At 68.6% G+C, this 19850-nt stretch carries 17 protein-coding genes and 1 tRNA gene; 15 read left to right on the top strand and 3 right to left on the bottom strand.

From position 1 onward, the window contains the following. The 3 genes from htpX to JNB_RS20410 all read left to right on the top strand — a co-directional run bounded on the left by htpX (nt 1) and on the right by JNB_RS20410 (nt 4442). Nucleotides 1-891: a zinc metalloprotease HtpX gene (htpX, locus tag JNB_RS08650; protein ID WP_009776061.1), complete on the top strand. Its 891-nt coding sequence runs from the start codon at nt 1-3 to the stop codon at nt 889-891. 66 nt (nt 892-957) lie between these two features. Further along, nucleotides 958-3420: an aminopeptidase N gene (gene pepN, locus JNB_RS08645; RefSeq protein ID WP_040883670.1), complete on the top strand. Its 2463-nt coding sequence runs from the start codon at nt 958-960 to the stop codon at nt 3418-3420. Between the two features lie 353 nt (nt 3421-3773). Next, nucleotides 3774-4442, top strand: coding sequence for a TetR/AcrR family transcriptional regulator (locus tag JNB_RS20410; RefSeq protein ID WP_009776058.1), 669 nt, complete (start codon nt 3774-3776; stop codon nt 4440-4442). An 18-nt stretch (nt 4443-4460) separates the two neighbouring features. Here the strand turns inward: JNB_RS20410 and JNB_RS08630 are convergent, their stop codons facing one another. Beyond that, nucleotides 4461-5348: an SGNH/GDSL hydrolase family protein gene (locus JNB_RS08630; RefSeq protein ID WP_009776057.1), complete on the bottom strand. Its 888-nt coding sequence runs from the start codon at nt 5346-5348 to the stop codon at nt 4461-4463. A gap of 160 nt (nt 5349-5508) precedes the next feature. Then, the gene (locus JNB_RS08625; protein WP_009776056.1) at nt 5509-6003 is read right to left on the bottom strand and encodes a YajQ family cyclic di-GMP-binding protein; all 495 of its coding nucleotides are present in this window, start codon (nt 6001-6003) and stop codon (nt 5509-5511) included. A gap of 90 nt (nt 6004-6093) precedes the next feature. Here JNB_RS08625 and JNB_RS08620 point away from each other — a divergent pair. The 4 genes from JNB_RS08620 to JNB_RS08605 all read left to right on the top strand — a co-directional run bounded on the left by JNB_RS08620 (nt 6094) and on the right by JNB_RS08605 (nt 9021). After that, nucleotides 6094-6177, top strand: a tRNA-Tyr gene (locus JNB_RS08620). 134 nt (nt 6178-6311) lie between these two features. Then, on the top strand, nt 6312-7061 hold the full coding sequence (locus JNB_RS08615; protein WP_040884473.1) for a ZIP family metal transporter: 750 nt from the start codon (nt 6312-6314) through the stop codon (nt 7059-7061). An 86-nt stretch (nt 7062-7147) separates the two neighbouring features. Continuing rightward, complete coding sequence (locus JNB_RS08610; protein ID WP_040883669.1) at nt 7148-7579, top strand: MarR family winged helix-turn-helix transcriptional regulator; 432 nt, start codon at nt 7148-7150, stop codon at nt 7577-7579. Further along, complete coding sequence (locus JNB_RS08605; RefSeq protein WP_009776053.1) at nt 7576-9021, top strand: MFS transporter; 1446 nt, start codon at nt 7576-7578, stop codon at nt 9019-9021. The genes JNB_RS08610 and JNB_RS08605 overlap by 4 nt, the downstream gene beginning before the upstream one ends. A gap of 41 nt (nt 9022-9062) precedes the next feature. Here JNB_RS08605 and JNB_RS08600 read toward each other — a convergent pair whose 3' ends face one another. Beyond that, nucleotides 9063-10202 (bottom strand): zinc-binding dehydrogenase, encoded by a 1140-nt coding sequence (locus tag JNB_RS08600; protein ID WP_009776052.1) that lies wholly within the window; start codon nt 10200-10202, stop codon nt 9063-9065. A 116-nt stretch (nt 10203-10318) separates the two neighbouring features. Here JNB_RS08600 and JNB_RS08595 point away from each other — a divergent pair, with 116 nt between their 5' ends. The 8 genes from JNB_RS08595 (at nt 10319) to JNB_RS08560 (ending at nt 19847) form a co-directional block, all read left to right on the top strand. Continuing rightward, nucleotides 10319-10903, top strand: coding sequence for an NTP transferase domain-containing protein (locus JNB_RS08595; RefSeq protein ID WP_009776051.1), 585 nt, complete (start codon nt 10319-10321; stop codon nt 10901-10903). A 154-nt stretch (nt 10904-11057) separates the two neighbouring features. Further along, a complete protein-coding gene (locus JNB_RS08590; protein ID WP_009776050.1) occupies nt 11058-12740 on the top strand; it encodes an HNH endonuclease signature motif containing protein in 1683 nt (560 codons plus the stop codon). A 40-nt stretch (nt 12741-12780) separates the two neighbouring features. Beyond that, complete coding sequence (locus tag JNB_RS08585) at nt 12781-13656, top strand: MoxR family ATPase (protein ID WP_009776049.1); 876 nt, start codon at nt 12781-12783, stop codon at nt 13654-13656. After that, nucleotides 13653-14762: a VWA domain-containing protein gene (locus tag JNB_RS08580; RefSeq protein WP_009776048.1), complete on the top strand. Its 1110-nt coding sequence runs from the start codon at nt 13653-13655 to the stop codon at nt 14760-14762. The genes JNB_RS08585 and JNB_RS08580 overlap by 4 nt, the downstream gene beginning before the upstream one ends. Beyond that, nucleotides 14755-15870 (top strand): XdhC family protein, encoded by a 1116-nt coding sequence (locus tag JNB_RS08575; RefSeq protein ID WP_009776047.1) that lies wholly within the window; start codon nt 14755-14757, stop codon nt 15868-15870. The genes JNB_RS08580 and JNB_RS08575 overlap by 8 nt, the downstream gene beginning before the upstream one ends. A 100-nt stretch (nt 15871-15970) precedes the next feature. Continuing rightward, on the top strand, nt 15971-16501 hold the full coding sequence (locus tag JNB_RS08570; RefSeq protein WP_040883668.1) for a (2Fe-2S)-binding protein: 531 nt from the start codon (nt 15971-15973) through the stop codon (nt 16499-16501). Then, entirely contained in the window at nt 16498-18996 is a 2499-nt protein-coding gene (locus JNB_RS08565) for a xanthine dehydrogenase family protein molybdopterin-binding subunit (RefSeq protein ID WP_009776045.1), read from the top strand. Before JNB_RS08570 ends, JNB_RS08565 begins: the two co-directional genes overlap by 4 nt. Continuing rightward, nucleotides 18993-19847, top strand: a complete 855-nt coding sequence (locus JNB_RS08560; RefSeq protein WP_009776044.1) for a xanthine dehydrogenase family protein subunit M — start codon at nt 18993-18995, stop codon at nt 19845-19847. The genes JNB_RS08565 and JNB_RS08560 overlap by 4 nt, the downstream gene beginning before the upstream one ends. Nucleotides 19848-19850 lie beyond the last annotated feature (3 nt).

Here is a 19850-nt window from a genome sequence, read left to right as displayed (position 1 = left end):
ATGCACAACCATTTCAACGGCGCGAAGACCGCTGGCCTCTTCGGGCTCATCATGGCCCTCTTCCTCGGCCTCGGCTGGGTTGCAGCGACCTACTTCGGCAATCCGAGCTTCATCTTCATCTTCGCGCTCTTCGGAGTCGCGATGACGTTCTACTCGTTCTGGAACAGCGACAAGCTCGCCATCAAGGCGATGCAGGCGTTCCCGGTCAGCGAGACCGAGGCCCCGGCGATGTATCGCATCGTCCGCGAGCTCTCCACCAAGGCGGGGCAGCCGATGCCCAGGCTCTACATCTCGCCGACCGAGGCGCCCAACGCCTTTGCGACCGGTCGCAACCCGCAGAACGCGGCCGTCTGCTGCACCCAGGGGATCCTCCAGCTCCTCGACGAACGCGAGCTGCGCGGCGTCCTCGGTCACGAGCTCATGCACGTCTACAACCGCGACATCCTCACCGGCTCCGTGGCCGCTGCGATCGCCGGTGTCATCAGCAGTGTCGGCCAGATGCTGGCCTTCAGCTCGATGTTCGGTGGCGGCAACCGCGACAACGACAACCCCGGCGGAGCGATGGCTGGCCTCGCGATGGCGTTCATCGCGCCGATCGGCGCCATGGTCATCCAGCTCGCGATCACGCGCACCCGTGAGTACGACGCCGACGAGGACGGCGCCACCCTCACCGGTGACCCGCTCGCGCTCGCGTCGGCTCTGGCCAAGCTGGAGTCCGGGGTGTCGCGCGCCCCGCTCGCACCGACCAAGAACCTCGTCAACGCGAGCCACATGATGATCGCCAACCCGTTCCGCTCGCAGGACATCTCGCGGCTCATGTCGACCCACCCGCCCATGGCGGACCGCATCGCCCGCCTGCAGGCGATGGCGACGGGCTACCGCCCGAGCTGACCGTCCCGGCTGACCGCTCAGGCCATCGTGCGGCGTGCACCCGAGCCTGTGTGACACCATCGCGGCGTGCCATCACTGACTCGCGACGAAGCCCGGCAGCGGGCGCAGCTCATCTCTGTCCACCGCATGGAGGTGGATCTCGACCTGGACCGCGGGGCTGAGGACTTCGGGTCGACGACTCGGATCCGGTTCTCCTGCAGCACTCCCGGTGCGGCAACGTTCCTCGATGTGCGCGCGGTGAATGTCGAGACGGTCACTCTCAACGGTGACTCGATCGCGCCCGACCAGATTGTCGAGGGTCGCTTGCCACTGGCCGACCTCGCCGCCGACAACACGGTCGAGGTTGTCGCGACGATGGCCTACTCCCGCGACGGGCAGGGCCTTCACCGCAGCACCGACCCGGCCGACGACGAGGACTACGTCTACGGGCACCTCTTCCTCGACGCGGCGCCGACCGTCTTCGCCTGCTTCGACCAGCCCGACCTCAAGGCGCCCTACGCGGTGACCGTCCGGGCGCCCCAGGAGTGGGTCGTCCTCGGCAACGGCCGGGCCACCCAGACGACGCCGGGCCAGTGGGAACTCAGCGAGACCCTGCCTCTCGCAACGTATTTCGTCACCGTCTGCGCCGGTCCCTACGTGTCCGTGCGCGACGAGCACGACGGCATACCCCTGGGAATCCACGCCCGCCGCAGCCTGCAGCCCGAACTCGAGAAGCACGCTCCGCAGATGTTCGAGGTGACCAAGCAATCGTTCGACTACTACCACCGCACCTTCGAGGTCCGCTATCCGTTCGGTGACTACGACCAGATCTTCGTGCCCGAGTTCAACGCGGGCGCGATGGAGAACCCGGGTTGCGTGACCTTCCGCGACACGATGCTCTTTCGAGGCGCTGCCGCCCGCGAGCAGATCCTCCAGCGCAGCAACACGATCGCCCACGAGATGGCGCACATGTGGTTCGGCGACCTCGTGACGATGCGGTGGTGGGACGACCTCTGGCTCAACGAGTCGTTCGCCGAGTTCATGGCCTACACGGCGACGAGCAGGGCGACGGAGTTCACGGACAGCTGGGTCGAGTTCGGCATTTCGCGCAAGCAGTGGGGGTATGCCGCGGAGCGGGCTCCCAGCACCCACCCCGTTGCGGGGTCGCCGGCTCCCGATGCACAGAGTGCGCTCGAGAACTTCGACGGCATCTCCTACGCCAAGGGTGCGTCCGTCCTTCGCCAGCTCGTGACGTTCATGGGTGAGGATGCCTTCAACGCTGGTGTGACGGCCTACCTGCGTTCGCACGAACACGGCAACGGTGAGCTGTCCGAGTTCCTGGCAGCGATGGAGCAGGCACAGGGCGCCTCGCTCACCGAGTGGAGCCGCGCCTGGCTCGAGACCGCGGGGGTCGACGTCATCGCGCTCGACCGCGATGGCACCCTGACGCGCACGTCGCCGCCGAAGTACCCAGCCGATCGACTGCACTCCCTCGACGTCGCCGGCTTCACCGACGGGACCAAGGTCTTCCACGCCGCCGTGACGCTGGAAGCGCCGCAGGTGACCCTTGAGGGTGCAGTGCTGGACGCCACCGTCATCGTGCCCAATGCCGCCGACCTCACCTGGGCCCAGGTCGACCTCGACGAGGCGTCGTTGGCTGCCCTGCCGCGCGAGCTCTCACGCATCGCTGACCCCGTGGCGCGCTCGGTCCTCTGGGGCGCGGTGCTCACCGGCGTCTTCCGCGCGACCGTCGACCCGAGGCTCGCCCTCGACACCTTCACCGCAGCGTGGCCGCACGAGTCCGACGATGCGCTGATGACCCGTGTCGCTGCGGCCTTCACCGACCGGATCGTGCCGCATTTCCTGTCGCCCGAGCTCGTCGAGTCGGCCGGGGGTCGCATCGCCGGCGCAGCCCTCATGACGTTCGAGGGCGCCGAGTCGGGGTCGGACCGCGAGTTGGTCTCTGCCCGTCTGCTGGCGTCGACGAGCACCGATGAGGACCGCCTGCTCGCGTGGGTTGACGGAAGCAACCTGCCCGCCGGCCTCGAGGGCGACGCCGACTTCCGGTGGATCGTCCTGCGCACCCTTGCCCGCCTCGACCTCGCCGACGACGCCCTCATCGCGCGCGTCGAGGGCGACGACACCACTCTCTCGGGGCACCTGGCCGCACTGGCAGCGCGAGCCGCGCGACCCGGCATACCCGACAAGGAATGGGCGTGGGCGGAGCTCACGCAGAACCGCGCCCGCTCGAACTACGAGCTCAACGCCCTGGCCACCGGATTCTGGTCGAGCGGTTCACTCGAAGACCTGCGCCCGTATGCCGCTCGCTACGTCTCCGACGTCCCTCACCTTGCGCAGTGGCTGGGTGCGGATGCGCTGGATCGCGTTGCGACACTTGCGTTCCCGGCCCGTGTGGTCGAGGCCGAGACGGTGGACCTGGTGCGCGAGGCCATCGCTCGACCCGACCTCACTGCAGGAGTGCGCCGGTCGATGGCAGATGAGCTGTCCAAGCTCGAAGAGGCCCTGACCTCACGCGCCCACTGGGCCTGAGGTCGGAGTCGGTCAGCTGCCACCAACTGACTGGCCGGTCGGTGCGGGCAACGGAAGAGGGTGGGGGACGCGCCCTCCGGTGTCGATGGTCGCGAGCGCGAGCACGGCAACCAGGACGATTGCCCCTGCGACCAGACAGGTCATGACCAGAGTGATGACGACTGTGACACGCAGCTGCCTGCGGGCTCTCCCGACGACACGGTCGGGCCGGACCGTCGGTGCGGCGCGTACTGGGAAACGAGGGTGGTTGACCAGGCTGGTCATGAAGAGGCCTCCAATCGATACAGTCACGCTGTATCGAAAACAAAACCACTACAGTGTCACTGGTGTCAACAGTTTGAGGACAGGGAGTGATGGCAAGCAACAAGAGCCACGGCGCGCGGCGGCCCTACAGCTCGCCCGCTCGAGAGGCGTCGACTCGCCTGACCCGCCAGCGGATCGTCAACGCCGCGGCCCGGCTGTTCGTCGATGCGGGTTACGTCGCCACGTCGGTCCGTTCCATCGCCGAGGCTGCGGAAGTCGCTGAGAAGACCGTCTATCTGCAGTTCGCAACGAAGCCGGCCATCCTCACGGCGGTGGTTCGGGCGGCAGTCGTCGCCCCGGAACCGGATGTGCCAGTTGCACAGTCGCACTGGTTTCTCGATGTGCTCGCCGAGTCGCGGCTGGACCGCAAGATCGACCTGCTCGCCGAGGCAGCCTCGGCCCTGCACGAACGCACCGGGCCAGTTTTCGCCGTGGCACGGGAGGCATCCAGTGTCGACCTCGAAGTGGCGGCGCTGTGGAGCAGGGGCAAGCGAAGGCATCTGTCCGACATGACCGTCCTGGCCGAGAGCTTTGCGGAGCAGGGCCTGATTCCAAGACCTCTGGGTGTCGCCTGGGCCACAGAACTGCTCTACGTCCTCCTCGGGCCCGAGAACTGGTCTCTCATCCGTCGCGAGCTCGGCCACACCGAACGCCACTACCGTGACTGGCTCCGCTCGACCCTGAAACAGGCTCTCAGGCCCGTCAGCCCGCTGACGTGATGCGGGGGTGTCGGCGGGTCAGAGGCCGACCTTGGCCATGATCTGGTCGGCGTAGGCGCGTTCACCGGCAGCGTTCGGGTGGATCGGCACGAACTGCAGCGACCCGATGGCCGGCTCGACCCATCGCACCCAGGGCAGCTGGCACGCATCGCGACCCGCGGACGGCGCCCACATGTCGACGAACGTCGCACCGCTGTCGAGGGCGGCCTGCTTCACGGCGGCGTTGAGGGCCTGCTCGATGCCGTTGACGTAGGGCACGTCTCCCGACGCGATGGGCATCGCGAGGTAGCAGCCCTTCGTCGGCGGCAGCACCTGCGGGTAGCCGGGCACGACGATGGTGGCCTTGGGTGCCTTGGCCTTGGCGTCGGCGATGGCCTTCTTGACCGCGGGGTAGGTCTTGGTCGTGATCGTTGTCGTGTAGGTCGAGCCGTACTTGTCCTTGCACGGGCTGCCCTGGCCGAGCGTCGAGAGCCCGGCGGTGAGGCAGTTCTGGATGAGTCCGGTGAACAGGCTCGAGTCGTTGCCGCCGATGCCGATGGTCAGCAGGCGCGCATCGGTCGTGACGGCATTGAGCTGGGCGGGGGTCCCGGGGTACTGCGCCGTGTAGAAGTCGCTCGTGTCGGCGCCGCCGCAGGTCACGTCCTTGAGGGCGCGGCCGGTGCGCTGCGCGATGAGGTGCGGGTAGTTGACCGCCGACTGCGCGCACAGCGGGTTGGCGGTCGCACTGAGCGGCAGGACGCCGGAGCCGGCGGAGAAGCTGTCGCCGAGAGCGACGTAGGGGCCGGCCGGCACGCGTGGTCCGGGCTTGGCGGCGTTGGTCGCCTGGGCCGGGGCTGCGAGCCCGAGAGCGAGGGTGGCGGCGGCGGCGCCGGCGAGGGCGGCGACTCGAAGGGCAGGACGGCGCATCTGAACTCCATTGTTCGATCCGGCAGGGCCACGACAGTGTGGGTTACCGGAGCGTAACCAGAAGTGGAGCCGAACCGCCAGAGGTGAGCACCCGGCATACGCCAACGTCCGCGCGGTTGGTCACGAAGGTGACCATCCGCGCGGACGTCGTGGGGGAGCGTCAGCGGTAGTTCGTGAACTGCAGGGCCACGTCGAGGTCCGCGGCCACGAGCATGCGCTGCACCGCCTGGAGGTCATCGCGCGACTTGCTCGACACGCGCAGCTCGTCGCCCTGGATCTGCGACTTCACGCCCTTGGGGCCCTCGTCGCGGATGAGCTTGTTGACCTTCTTGGCGTTCTCCTGCGAGATGCCCTGCTTGAGGGCCACGTCGAGCTTGTACTCCTTGCCGGACAGGCGCGGGCCGGCCTCGGGGACGTCGAGGTGCTTGAGCGAGACCTTGCGCTTGACCAGCCAGGTCTGCACGACGTCGAGGACGGCGAGGACGCGCTCCTCGGAGTTGGCCTGCATCGCGATGGACTCACCGGAGAGCTCGACCGAGGCGCCGACGTTCTTGAAGTCGTAGCGGTTGGCGACCTCCTTGGCGGCAGCATTGACCGCGTTGGCGATCTCCTGCTTGTCGTAGTTGCTGACGATGTCCATGGAGCTGTCGGCCACGGTTCCTCCTCGTGTTGGGCACCCCGGATGCGGCTTCGGGGGGCACGGTTTCTGTTTCGGCGCTGTGGCTTGCTATCCTTCCACGCGCACGGCAGGTTGCCCGAGCGGCCAATGGGAGTGGACTGTAAATCCATCGCGAAAGCTTCGAAGGTTCGAATCCTTCACCTGCCACCACGTGCACGAAGGCCCCTGAATTCCGGCGTATGCCGGTCAGGGGCCTTCGTCATTCCCCTCACCTCCGCGTCGTGCGCCTGACCCTGCGCGGGACCGTCATCGGGTAGGCATGTCCTGACGAAGGGATGGTTCGCATGCCGGTATGGGCACAGGCAGGTCTGTGGGGCCTGCTGGCGGGCGGGGCGCTGGTTCTGGGCGCCGCCATCGCGTGGCTGGTGCGGGTGCCGCAGAAGGTCGTCGCGACGATCATGGCCTTCGGTGCCGGTGTCCTCATCTCGGCGTTGTCCTTCGACCTCGTGGACGAGGCCGAGCAGACCGGCGGGCTCGTCCCGACGGCCATCGGCTTCCTCGCCGGGGCCGGGATCTACGTCGCGGCCAACATCCTGCTGTCCAAGCGCGGCGCCCGTCACCGCAAGCGCTCGCACGAGATCCAGGGGTCGGAGGAGGACACCCCCGGCAGCGGGGCGGCCATCGCCATCGGGGCCCTGCTCGACGGCATCCCCGAGTCGATCGTGCTTGGCCTGACGCTGCTCAAGGGGGGAGGCGTCGGAGTCGCGGTCTTCGCGGCGATCTTCCTGTCCAACCTCCCTGAGGGCCTCTCGAGTGCCTCGGGCATGAAGGCCTCGCACCGCAGCGCCCGCTACGTCTTTGGAGTGTGGAGCGCCATCGCCGTCGCCAGCGGGCTAGCGGGCCTCCTCGGGGCCCTGTTCCTCGAGGGCGCCTCCCCGACGACCATCGCCGCGATCACCGCGCTCGCGGCCGGAGCGATCCTCGCCATGGTCGCCGACACGATGATCCCGGAGGCCTTCGAGAAGACCCACCTGTATGCCGGCCTGGCCGCCACCGTGGGTTTCCTCTCGGCCTTCGTCATCGGCCACGTCTAGTGCACGCCTTCAGGCACCGCTCTGGGGGGCCTCTCGTTCCTTGACAGTGCTTGCGCGCTGGATAGTTGTGTTCCTACAATAGTTGTATGAGCACAATCAAACCGACTCCGGTGGGCCTGTGGCTGTCGATGATGGGCCTGGTCATGGACAACAAGTGGTACTTCGCGGAGCAGTTCGCGACGATGCGACCCGTGCCCTACAGCCGCTATCGCGCGCTGCGACGCGTCGAGCACGAGTCACGCAGCCAGCGCGAGCTCGCCGAGGCGATGGGCGTCGACGCTCCAGCCATGACAGGCATCGTCAACGATCTCGTCTCCCACGGGCTCGCGGTGCGCACGCCCCACCCGGCCGACGGGCGGGTGAAGCTGGTCTCGGCCACTGGGCTCGGACGTGAGTGGCTGGACGACGTGCGGTCATTGCCGGATGGCGCCCCGCCACTGATGAACAGCCTCACCGCCGCCGAACGACTCGAGCTGGCGAGGTTGCTCGACAAGCTGCAGGCCGCGGCACTGGCATGACGACCACTCGAACCACTGCACTCGCCGTGCCGGGCGAGCTCACCACGTCGCGTCGCTGGCTGATCGTCGGCATCTGCTGCCTGAGCCTGTTCATCGTCGGCATCGACACGACGGGGCTCAACCTGGCCCTGCCGTCGATCCAGCGCGACCTGGGTGCGACCTATTCGCAGCTGCAGTGGGTCGTCGATGCCTACACCCTCGTGATAGCCAGCCTGCTGATGCTGGCCGGGTCGGTGGCCGACCGGATCGGGCGACGCCGGGTCTTCCAGGTCGGGCTGGCACTCTTTGGCGCCGGTTCACTGCTGTGCTCGCTGGCGCCCACGGCCGGTGTGCTCATTGCGTCGCGGATGCTGCAGGCGATCGGCGGCTCGATGCTCAACCCGGTCGCGATGTCGATCATCACCAACACGGTCCGGGACGCGCAGGAGCGGGCCCGCGCGATTGGCATCTGGGGCGGCACCGTCGGACTCTCGATGGCTCTGGGGCCGGTCGTCGGCGGTGCGCTGGTGGACGCGATCGGCTGGCAGGCGATCTTCTGGCTCAACATCCCGGTGGTCGTCGTGGCCATCGCTCTGACCATCCGCTTCGTTCCCGAGTCGCGGGCACCGAAGGCACGACGCTTCGACCCGATCGGACAGCTGTGCGTGATGCTGCTGCTCGGTGCCCTCACCTACGGGATCATCGAGGGCAACAACCTCGGCTGGACCTCAGTCACCGTCCTTGGCCTGCTCGGGACCGCGCTGCTCGCCCTGGTCGTCCTCGTCGCCTACGAACGACGTCGCATCGAGCCGCTGCTCGACCCACAGTTCTTCCGAAGCGTCCCGTTCAGCGGCTCGGTGCTCACCGCCGTGCTCGGCTTCTCCGCCCTGGGTGGGTTCCTGTTCCTCAACACCCTCTACCTGCAGGACGTTCGCGGGCTTTCACCGTTCCACGCCGGCCTGATGACGCTGCCGATGGCGGCGATGACGGCGATCTGCGCTCCGATCTCAGGTCGCATCGTGGGATCACGCGGACCGAGGCTGCCGATGATCGTGGCAGGAGTGGGCATCTCCACCTGCGCCGCCATCCTGATGACCCTGCGGTCCGACACCCGGTACGCCGTTCTCGTCGTGGCCTACCTGGCGTTCGGGATCGGATTCGGGATGCTCAACGCCCCGATCACGAACAGTGCCGTGTCGGGTATGCCGCGTGCCCAAGCAGGCGTGGCCGCCGCCATCGCGTCGACCAGCCGTCAGATCGGGACGGCTCTCGGGGTGGCGGTGTTCGGTGCCATCACGCTCGGGCAGCTGAACGGTCCCGTGGCTGCCGGCCTGGCCCGGGCGAGTCACCTCGGCTGGGGAGTGATGCTCGGGTGCGGGCTCGGCGTCCTGGCCATGGCGTGGCTCACCACGAGTGGCTGGGCGCTGCGCACCCGCGACCTGGTGGGCGCCGAGATCGGGTAGGTGGACTTCATGGTGGGACCACAGGAGGAGGGGAGGTGCCTTCAGCCTCCGGGCGTGATGATCTGGCGGACCTCTGAGCCGGAGTGCAGTCGGTCGAGGGCCGCGTTGAGGTCGTCGAGTGGCACCGAGCGTGAGGTGACGAGGGCATCGGCCGGTAGGAGCCCGGCGGCATACAGGTCGAAAAGACGCGGCAGGTCGCGGCGCGGGACGGACGAGCCCATGTAGGAGCCGAGGATCGACTTCTCCTCGGCGACGAGCGACACGATCGGGATGCCGATCTCGTGCCGGGGGTGGGGGAGACCGGTGATGATGACGCGTCCGCCGACCCGCGTGGCGGCGTATGCCGTGGACAGTGCAGCCGGGTGCCCCGCGGCCTCGATCGCCACTGCGACACCGCCCCTGGTGAGGTCACGGATCTGTTCGACGGCATCGTCGCCCGCGAGGACGCCGTGGGTCGCGCCCACTGCTCGGGCGGAGTCGAGCTTGGACTCGACGGTGTCGACGGCGATGACGGGGTGGGCGCCAGCGAGGGCTGCGGCCATGATCGCCGAGATGCCCACACCGCCCAGGCCGATGACGGCCACGGCCTCGCCCGGGCGCACGGCAGCGGTGTTGAAGACCGCACCAGCGCCGGTGAGGACCGCGCACCCGAAGACGGCGGCCGTCTCGAGCGGGACCTCATCGGGCACCTTCACCAGCGATCGCGGCGAGACCACCGTGTACTCGGAGAAGGCCGAGACGCCGAGGTGGTGGTGGAGCTCGGCGCCGGAGGCGTCCCTGAACGGGCGGCGACCCGTGACGAGGCGTGCTTCGCGGTTGGCCGCCTGGGCGTCGACGCAGCGAACCGGATTCCCGCCGGCACAGTCGGAGCAGTTGCCGCAGGACGGAACGTACGAGCAGACGACTCGGTCGCCGACTCTGACATCGGTGACGCCCTGGCCGACCCCCTCGACCACCCCAGCCGCCTCGTGCCCGAGAACCATGGGCAGTGGGCGTGGCCGGTCCCCGTTGACGACGGACAGGTCGGAGTGGCACAGGCCCGCGGCCGTGATCCGGACGAGGACCTCGCCAGGGCCGGGCTCCTGCAACGTCAGCTCCTCGACCGCGAGTGGCGTCGACGTGGCGAACGGCTGGTCAGTGGTCGAGTGGCGCAAGACGGCCGCTCTCGTCGTGATGCTCATGGACCCACTCTGTCTGACAACCGGTCGCCGACGCCCACTCCATCTCAGGTCTCCTACGCGACCACACTCTGGGCGGTCGCCACCCGCTGAGCTCCGCCAGGTGGCAGAGTGACCGGATGGTTGACGGAGGGGTCGCCGGACTCGTTCTCGCGGCGGGCGCCGGGCGACGCATGGGAGGACCCAAGGCACTGCTTCGCCTCTCGCCAACCGGGCCGTCCCTCGTTGAGTCGACGGTCAGCAGGCTGCACGACGCGGGGGTCACCGAGGTCCATGTCGTCGTCGGCCACTCGGCTCCCAGCGTTCGACTGCGCGCCGAGCGGGTGGGTGGTCTCGTCGCTGAGGCAGAGGACTGGGACGAAGGGATGGGTGCGTCGCTGCGCCGGGGGATCGATGCCCTGGATGCGACCCAGGCCCGAGCGGTGCTGCTCATGCTGGTCGACCTTCCTGACGTGGGCGCCTCGGTCCACACGCGGCTGCTGACTTCGGTCGACGGTGATCTCGACAGGGTCTTGGTGCGGGCTGCGTACGACGGGCGTGCCGGTCATCCCGTGCTCATCGGTCGGTCGCACTGGCGGTTGATCCGCGAGCACGCGATCGGCGATCACGGTGCCCGGACCTACTTCGAAGGCCACCAGCCGGTCCTCGTCGAGTGCGGGGATCTCGCGACTGGGCGAGACATTGACCGGCCCGGAGACATCTGAACCGTCGGCTGTCAGAGGCTGGTTGCAGCGTTGTTGACGAGGCCCTGGGATTGCCTGCCTGCTTCGTCAATTGGGTTGTGCCCGTTGCGAATTCAGCCCAGAGCGTATCTCGAATTCCTTGACTCTAGAACTCACGTTCGAGTAAAATCAGGTCATGGAAAGCACCTCCGCGACCGCCGCCCTTGAGGGCCGGTATGCCGCGTTGCGTGCTTCCGCACACCAGTTGAGTTCCGAGGAGCTCCTGGACGTCATCGAGCTCGCGCAGCGTGAGAAGGACGCCGCGTCGGCCCGGCAGGCGGTCGCGTTGGCGCACCTGTCCGCGCGCGATGTCCACCGGCAAGAGGACGGCACCAGCGTGGAGGTCCATCACGGGTTGGGCCACCAGCGCCAGGACGGTCCCGAGCTCGCGGCGCCCCGGCTGGGGTGTTCGGTGCATGTCGCGACGAACCGGATCCTCGATGCGATCCGTCAGCTGACGCGCACCCCTGCGGTGGTGGATGCGATGGCGTCAGGTGATTTGGATGAGCAGCGTGCCCGGGTCGTCACGGAGGAGACGGAGTTCTTGTCGGCGGAGTCCGCGGCTGAGGTCGTGGACCGGGTCAAGGACGTGTGGGGACAACTGACCACGGGGCCGCTGCGCCGGCTCCTGGCGCGCACCGCGGCGCAGGTCGACCCGGACGCGGTCGCCCAAGAAGCTGAGGAGGAGCGGGCCCGGCGCGGGTTGACCCGCCGAACCGGGGAGCACGGCACCGACCACTGGCGCGGTGACTTCCGGGTCGAGGACGCCAGGGGTGCGTGGGCTGCCGTCACCGAACGCGCCCGGCAGCTGGTGCGCGACAAGAAAGCCAGCAACCTGGAGATGGCTCGGTCTGACGCGATGATGGAACTCATCCTCGAACACTCCGACGTCAAGGTCATCGTTCACGCCACCCGCGCCGCCGACGACGAAGCGCGACCCACCGACACCACCGCCGACGACACCACTCCTGCTGACGAGACCGCCACATCACGGGAGACCCCTGCACCTTCTGGCGCGGCGGAAGACCTCGTCGAGGTCGGTGGGCTCGGACAGGGTGGGACGACGTTCGTGCGCCGTGAATGGCTCGACGCTGCTGGCACCTCGAACCCCGACCGTGACCTGACCTGCGACACCGACACCGGTGCGCTCGTGCACGGTGACGTCCCAGCCGCGTACGCCCGTGGCCAGGCCCGAGCCCGACGCGCTCACCGCAAAGCCGAACGCTGCGGGCAAGACCTCGAAGACTTCAGCCAGTCCTACCGGGTGCCCGACGGCATGGCCCGACTCATCCGGTTGCGCGACGGATCCTGCCGCTTCCCCGGCTGCGGTGTGCCCGCACGTCAGTGCGACCTCGACCATGTCCGCCCTTGGCCCATGGGTCCCACCACACCCTCAAACCTGATGGCGTTGTGTCGACGCCACCACCAGATCAAGCAACGCGACGGCTGGAGCGTGAAGCTCCACCCCGACGGCACCGTCACCTGGAGCGACCCCACCGGGCTGCAACGCACCACCTGGCCCGTGGACCACCTCCACCTCATCACCGCCGGCGCTACCCACCGCGACCCCACCACCACAGGCCGCATCACAACCGACCCCGCCGACATCCCCACGACCTTCGAGGAAGAACTCATCGAACTCCTCGGCGGCCCCGCCAACGCCCAACCCCGTGCCCACACGATCACCTTCGACGTTCGCGGCAACACCTACGGCGGACCACCCCACCCCATCGACCTCGACTTCAACCCCAGCTGGAAGCGCTATGTGCTCGACTTCCCGCCACCCCCACCGGCTCCGCCACAGTCCATTCCGTTCTGAGCGACGCCCGTCCACGGGCAGACGTGTGACGATGCACCGTATGGAGTTCTCCACTGCTGCAGATCTGCGGTCCGCCCTCGCGGGCACCGGCTACCTCGCCGATGACGAGCTGGCGACCATCGCGTGGCTGGCGGCCCGTCTGCACCGGCCACTTCTGGTCGAGGGCGAGCCGGGTACGGGCAAGACCGCCCTCGCCGAAGCCCTCGCCCAAGCCGCCGGCGTCCCGCTCATCCGGCTCCAGTGCCACGAGGGGATCGACGCCAGCCAGGCCCTCTACGACTGGGACTTCCCGCGCCAGATCCTGCACCTGCGCGCCGTCGAGGCCGTCGACGGCGCCGCCTCGCTCGACGACGTCGAGTCCGGACTGTTCGACGAGCGCTTCCTCGTGCCTCGCCCCATCCTGCGCGCCCTGCGCGAGGCCCCCGCAGTTCTGCTCATCGACGAGATCGACCGCGCCGACGACGAGTTCGAAGCCTTCCTCCTCGAGGTCCTCTCCACCTGGCAGGTGAGCATCCCCGAGCTCGGCACGGTCAGTGCCACGACCCCACCGCTCGTCGTCCTCACCTCCAACCGCACCCGCGAGGTCCACGACGCGCTCAAACGCCGTTGCCTCTACCAGTGGCTCGAACACCCCTCTCTCGAGCGCGAACTCGCCATTGTGAGGTCGCGCGCGCCCGAGGTCCCCGAAGCCCTGGCCGAGCAGGTCGTGCGGGCGATCCACTCCGTCCGAACCGACGCCGAGCTCCTCAAGCCCCCCGGTGTCGCCGAGACCCTCGACTGGGCCCGGGCCCTCCACGAGCTCGGCGTCCGCGAGCTCGACACGGCCTCGGCCGCAGCATCCCTCGGTGTGGCCGTGAAGTACCGCGAGGACGCGGTGCGCGTCCGCGCCGCCCTCGATCGGATCCTCTCCCGGTGACCGTCGTCGCGCGCCCGGCTGAGGAGATCCTCCTCGGTTTTGCGCGCGCCCTCAGGGCAGCGGGGGTGGCCGTCACCGCCGATCGCGAACGCACCTACCTGCAGGCCGTCGCCACGGTGGGGCTGGACGACCAAGCCGCCGTGTATGCCGTGGGCCGGGCAACCCTGTGCGGCTCACCGGCCGATCTCGAACGACACGACCTCGTGTATGCCGCGTGGTTCGGCGCCGAACGCCCCGGCGTCGTGCGCAAGGCACCCCTTCGGCCGTCCACAACGATGGCCGACCTGCAGGACGCAGGCTCAGGTGAGTCGGCGGGGGAGGACGACCTTGAGGATGTCCGCGCCATGGCCAGTGCAACGGAGGTGTTGCGGCACAGGGACATTGCCTCGATGTCGGCCCGCGAACGGGCGGCCCTGACCGCGATGTTCGCTGCGCTGCGACCCCGTTCGCCTCGACGTCGCACGCATCGCCTGACCGCTGCTCGGAGAGGACGTGTCGATGCCCGGCGCACTCTGCGCGAGATGATTCGGCGCCACGGAGAGCCCGGCCCGATCCGTCACCAGCGGCGCGCAGAGCGAGCTCGAAAGGTCGTCGTGCTCATCGACGTGTCCGGGTCGATGAATGCCTACACCGACGCGCTGCTCCGACTCGGCCACGTGTGGTGTCGCGGAAGTGCCGCCGTGGAGGTCTTCACCGTGGGCACGCGTCTCACCCACGTGACCCGGGCCCTCCAGCAGCCCGATCCGGATCGGGCGCTCGTCGCGGCAGGTCAGGTGATCCCTGACTGGTCCGGCGGCACCCGTCTGGCCGACGGGGTGAGGGCCTTCCTGGAGCGCTGGGGTCGGCGCGGCATGGCGCGGGGCGCGGTCGTCGTCATCGTCAGCGACGGCTGGGAGCGCGGTGAGCCCGAGGTCCTGGCGCAGCAGATGCGTCGCCTCCACGCCCTGGCCCACCACGTCGTCTGGGCCAACCCGCATCGGGGTCACCCGGCATACGCGCCGGTCCAGCAGGGCATCATCGCGGCCCTGCCGTACGTTGACACCTTCGTGGCCGGACACTCGATGGCCGCCTTCGCTGAACTCCTGGAGGTCGTCGCAGATGCGTGAGGTGCTGACCGAGCTGCGCGAGTGGTGGGACGCGGGCGAGCGCTCGGCTCTCGCCACGGTTGTCGAGACGTTCAACTCGTCACCCCGCCCCGCCGGAGCCTCGATGCTCGTCGGACCCGACAGCACCGTGGTCGGCTCCGTCTCGGGGGGATGCGTCGAAGGCGCTGTCTACGAGGTTGGCCAAGACGTGATCGCCTCTGCCACAGCGCAACTGGCGCACTATGGCATCTCGGACGACACGGCATACTCGGTCGGTCTGTCGTGCGGTGGACAGCTCGACGTCTTCGTCGAGATGGTCGATCGCGAGTCCTTCCCCGAGTTCGGTGACGTCGCGGACGACATCGCCGCGGGTCGACCCGTGGCGGTGGCGACGGTCGTCGCGCACCCCGACGCCGAGTGGGTCGGGCGGCGCCTCATCGTCCGGCCGGACGCCGTCGTCGGCGAGCTCGGTAGTGACCGCGCCGACGAGGCCATCACCGACGACGCGCGCGGACTCCTCGCTTCGGGCCTCACCGAAACCCTCACCTACGGTCCCGACGGCGAGCGGCGCGGAGAGGGGATGCGCGTCTTCGTCGCGTCCTACGCGCCCAAGCCGCGGATGATCGTCTTCGGCGCCATCGACTTCGCGGCGGCGGTTGCCGAGGTGGGCCACTTCCTCGGGTATGCCGTGACCGTCTGCGACGCGCGCCCCGTCTTCGCCACCCCGGCCCGGTTGCCGGCGGCGGACGAGGTCGTCGTGTCCTGGCCGCACGCCTACCTGCGCGACGAGGTCGACGCCGGACGGGTCGACGAGCGCACGGTGCTGTGCGTCCTCACCCATGACCCGAAGTTCGACGTGCCCCTCCTCGAGGTGGCCCTGCGGTTGCCCGAGGTCGCCTACATCGGCGCCATGGGGTCGCGTCGCACGCACGACGAGCGGATGGCGCGACTGCGCGAGGCCGGTCTGACCGAGGCCGAGCTCGGACGCCTGTCGTCACCGATCGGCCTCGACCTCGGCGCAAGAACCCCGCAGGAGACAGCGGTCTCGATCGCGGCCGAGATGATCGCGCTGCGCTGGGGCGGACGCGGTGATCGCCTCGGCTCACGGGAGGGGCCGATCCACTCCTGACGGCGTGTCGTTACCTGTGGGTTTCGTTGAAACCTTGTGCAGTGTGGCGGGGCAGTGCAGGATCGCGAGTACCGCACATCCCCCAATACAGGAGTCAATGATGACTCGGATCACGGTCACGGTCGACGGCGAGAACTACACCGACGAGGTGGAGCCGCGCATGCTGCTCGTCCACTACCTCCGAGAATCGGTGGGCAAGACCGGGACGGTGATCGGGTGCGACACGAGCAACTGCGGCGCCTGCACCGTCCATCTCGACGGCCGGAGCGTGAAGTCCTGCAACGTGCTCGCCGTCCAGGCGGACGGCCACGAGGTCACGACCATCGAGGGGCTCGCGAGCAACGGCGAGCTGCATCCGATGCAGAAGGCGTTCCACGAGTGTCATGCCCTCCAGTGCGGCTACTGCACGCCAGGCATGATCATGCAGGCCATCGACGTGCTGAACGAGAACCCGAACCCCTCCGAGGAGGAGATCAGGGTGGGCCTAGAGGGCAACCTCTGCCGGTGCACCGGCTACCACAACATCGTCAAGGCAGTGCAGCAGGCGGCAGGACAGGGCGACCCTGACGGCGACCCGGATGGCGGCACGGCAGATGCCACGGTGGGCGCAACGGCCGGAGTGCAGTCATGACTGCCGTCGACGACCGCCCCGAGGCCAAGCCCACCAAGTCCGCGGAGATCGGCCGAGCCCGCCGCCGCAAGGAGGACCAGAGGCTCATCACCGGACGCACGAAGTGGACCGACAACATCCAGCTGGCCGGGATGCTTCACCTCGCGATGGTCCGCAGTCCGCTCGCGCACGCAACGATCACGAACATCGACACCGAGGAGGCAAAATCCGCCGCCGGTGTCGTCACGGTCTTCACCGGCGCCGACATCGCCGACATCCAGGGTGTCAACATCACCGCGTGGCCCATCACGGCCGACCAGAAGACGCCTGACCACCTGCCGATGCCCCTCGACCGCGTCGCTCACGCAGGCGAGATCGTTGCCGTCGTGGCCGCCCGCACCGCCGCTGCGGCCCGTGACGCCGCCGAGCTGGTCGACGTCGACTACGACGCGCTTCCAGCGGTCCTCGACCTCAAGGAAGCCGCGACGGACGCGGTCCTCGCGCACCCCGCGCTCGGGACCAACAAGTCCGCCTTCTGGCAGCTCGACTCCAAGGAGGGCGGCACCGGCGAGGACGTCGACGACGCGATCCGACAGGCCGGCATCGACGGGATCGTCATCGAGCGTGAGTATCGCCAGCAGCGCCTCATCCCCGCCTTCATGGAGCCGCGGTCCACGGTCGTGGATCCGACCGGCGAGCAGGTCACGATGTGGTCGGCCACGCAGGTCCCGCACATCCTGAGGTTCTGCATCGCCGCCACGACGGGCCTTCCCGAGTCCAAGATCCGGGTCATCGCCCCCGACGTCGGCGGCGGCTTCGGCGGCAAGCTGCAGACGACCCCCGAGGAGTTCGTCACCCTCGCGGTGGCGCGCAAGCTCGGCCGTCCCTGCAAGTTCACCGAGACCCGCTCCGAGACGATGATCTCCGCCCACCACGGGCGTGACCAGTGGCAGAAGCTCACCCTCTGTGCGAAGAAGGACGGGACGGTCACCGGGCTCAAGGTCGAGCTCATGGCCGACCTCGGTGCGTATGCCGCGATCGTCGGCGGTGGCGTCCCCGTGCTGGGCGCGTGGATGTTCAACTCGATCTACAAGTTCCCGGCCTACCGGTTCAACACGACGAACTACTACACCAACAAGACCTGGGTGGACGCCTACCGAGGCGCCGGGCGACCCGAGGCGACCTACGCCATCGAGCGGCTCATGGACGAGCTCGCGGCCGAGGTCGGGGTCGATCCCCTCGAGATCCGGGAGAAGAACTGGATCACGCACGAGGAGTTCCCCTTCACGACTGTGGCCGGCATGACCTACGACTCCGGCAACTACGAGGCCGCGACCGCCAAGGCCAAGGAGCTCTTCGGCTACGACGAGCTCCGCGCCGAGCAGCAGCAGCGGCGTGACTCGGGCGACCCCGTCCAGCTCGGCATCGGCGTCTCGACCTTCACCGAGATGTGCGGCCTTGCACCCTCACGCGTCCTCGGCTCGCTCAACTACGGCGCGGGCGGCTGGGAGTCCGCGAGCATCCGGATGCTCGCCACCGGCACCGTCGAGGTCATCACCGGCACCTCACCCCACGGTCAGGGTCACGAGACCGCGTGGAGCCAGATCGTCGCCGACCGGCTCGGCGTCCCGTTCGAGAACGTCGAAGTGCTCCACGGCGACACCCAGATCGCGCCGAAGGGCATGGACAGCTACGGGTCCCGGTCGCTCGTCGTCGGTGGTGAGGCCCTCGTGCTCGCCGCGGACAAGGTCATCGAGAAGGCGAAGGTGATTGCTGCCCACCTGCTCGAGGCCAACGCCGACGACCTCGAGTTCGCCGAAGGCACGTTCACGGTCAAGGGCACCGACAAGGGCATCGGCCTCACCGACATCGCCCTCGCGACGTTCGCCGGGCACAACCTGCCCGACGGTGCCGAACCGAGCATCGATGCCGACGCGACCTACGACCCGGTGAACTTCTCCTTCCCGCACGGCACCCACCTGTGCGCGATGGAGGTGGACACCGAGACGGGCGCGACGAAGATGCGCAAGTACGTCTGCGTCGACGACATCGGCGTCATCATCAACCCGCTCATCGTCGAGGGCCAGGTCCATGGCGGGCTGGTCCAGGGCATCGCCCAGGCGTTGTGGGAGGGCGCCGAGTACGACGAGCAGGGCACTCTCGTCTCCGGCTCCTTCGTCGACTACACGCTCCCCACAGCGGCTGACACGATCAACTTCATCACCGACCACACCACGTCTCCCGCGACGTCGAACTCGCTCGGCACCAAGGGCGTTGGCGAGGCGGGCACGATCGCCTCGACACCGGCTGTCGTCAACGCCATCGTCGACGCCCTGCGATCGCGAGGCATCAACGACATCACGATGCCGTGCACCCCCGAGCGGGTGTGGAATGCGATCCAGTCGGCCGGAGCCAACCAGTCCGAACCGACACCGGCTGAGGTCCAGCCACACTTCCAGGCCGATTCCACGAACCAGGACGATCCTGGCGCGACGACGCAAGGAGCAGGCCAGTGATCCCCGCAGCGTTTGACTACCTCGCCCCGACGTCGGTTGCCGACGCCCTGGCCGCCCTCGCCGAGGCTGGTGACGAGGCCAAGGTCCTCGCCGGCGGCCAGAGCCTCCTGCCCGTTCTGCGCATGCGGCTCAATGCGCCCGAGAAGGTCATCGACCTCGGGCGCATCGAGGAGCTGCGTGGCATCACAGAGGACGGCGACCACATCGTCATCGGCGCGATGACGACCTACGCCGATGCCCTCGCATCCGACCTCGTGCGCGAGCACGCCGCGGTCCTCCATGCGGCGATCAAGGAGGTCGCCGACCCCCAGATCCGGCACCGTGGCACGGTGGGTGGCGCTCTGGTCCACGCCGATCCCGCCGGAGACGTGGGGGCGCCCGCGCTCGCCCTCGACTCCGAGTTCGTCATCGCGGGCAGTGGAGGAGAGCGGACCGTCGCGGCCAGCGACTTCTTCAAGGACCTCTTCGAGACCGCGGTGGGTGAAGGTGAGCTCCTCACCGCCATCCGCGTTCCCAAGCACACCGGGTGGGGCGCGCGCTACGAGAAGTTCGTCCGGGTCTCGCACCAGTGGTCGATCGTCGCGGTTGCGGCGACCGTCCGCGTCGACGGTGGGTCGATCGCGGAGGCGCGCATCGGCCTGACCAACATGGGTTCGACGCCACTGCGCGCGTCGGCGGTGGAGGCGGCACTCGTCGGCGCAGCCGCGACGGACGATGCGGTGCGGGCGGCCTGTGCGGCAGCGGCCGAAGGCACGAACCCCCCGAGTGACCTCAACGGCACCGCCGACTATCGCCGGGCCCTCGCGCCGATCCTCACCCGTCGAGCGGTCCTCGCCGCCGCTGGGGGCTGACCT

The sequence above is a fragment of the Janibacter sp. HTCC2649 genome (genome assembly GCF_000152705.1).
In the GTDB taxonomy this organism is placed as follows: Bacteria; Actinomycetota; Actinomycetes; order Actinomycetales; family Dermatophilaceae; genus Knoellia.
This window is presented reverse-complemented; position numbering and strand designations above follow the sequence as displayed.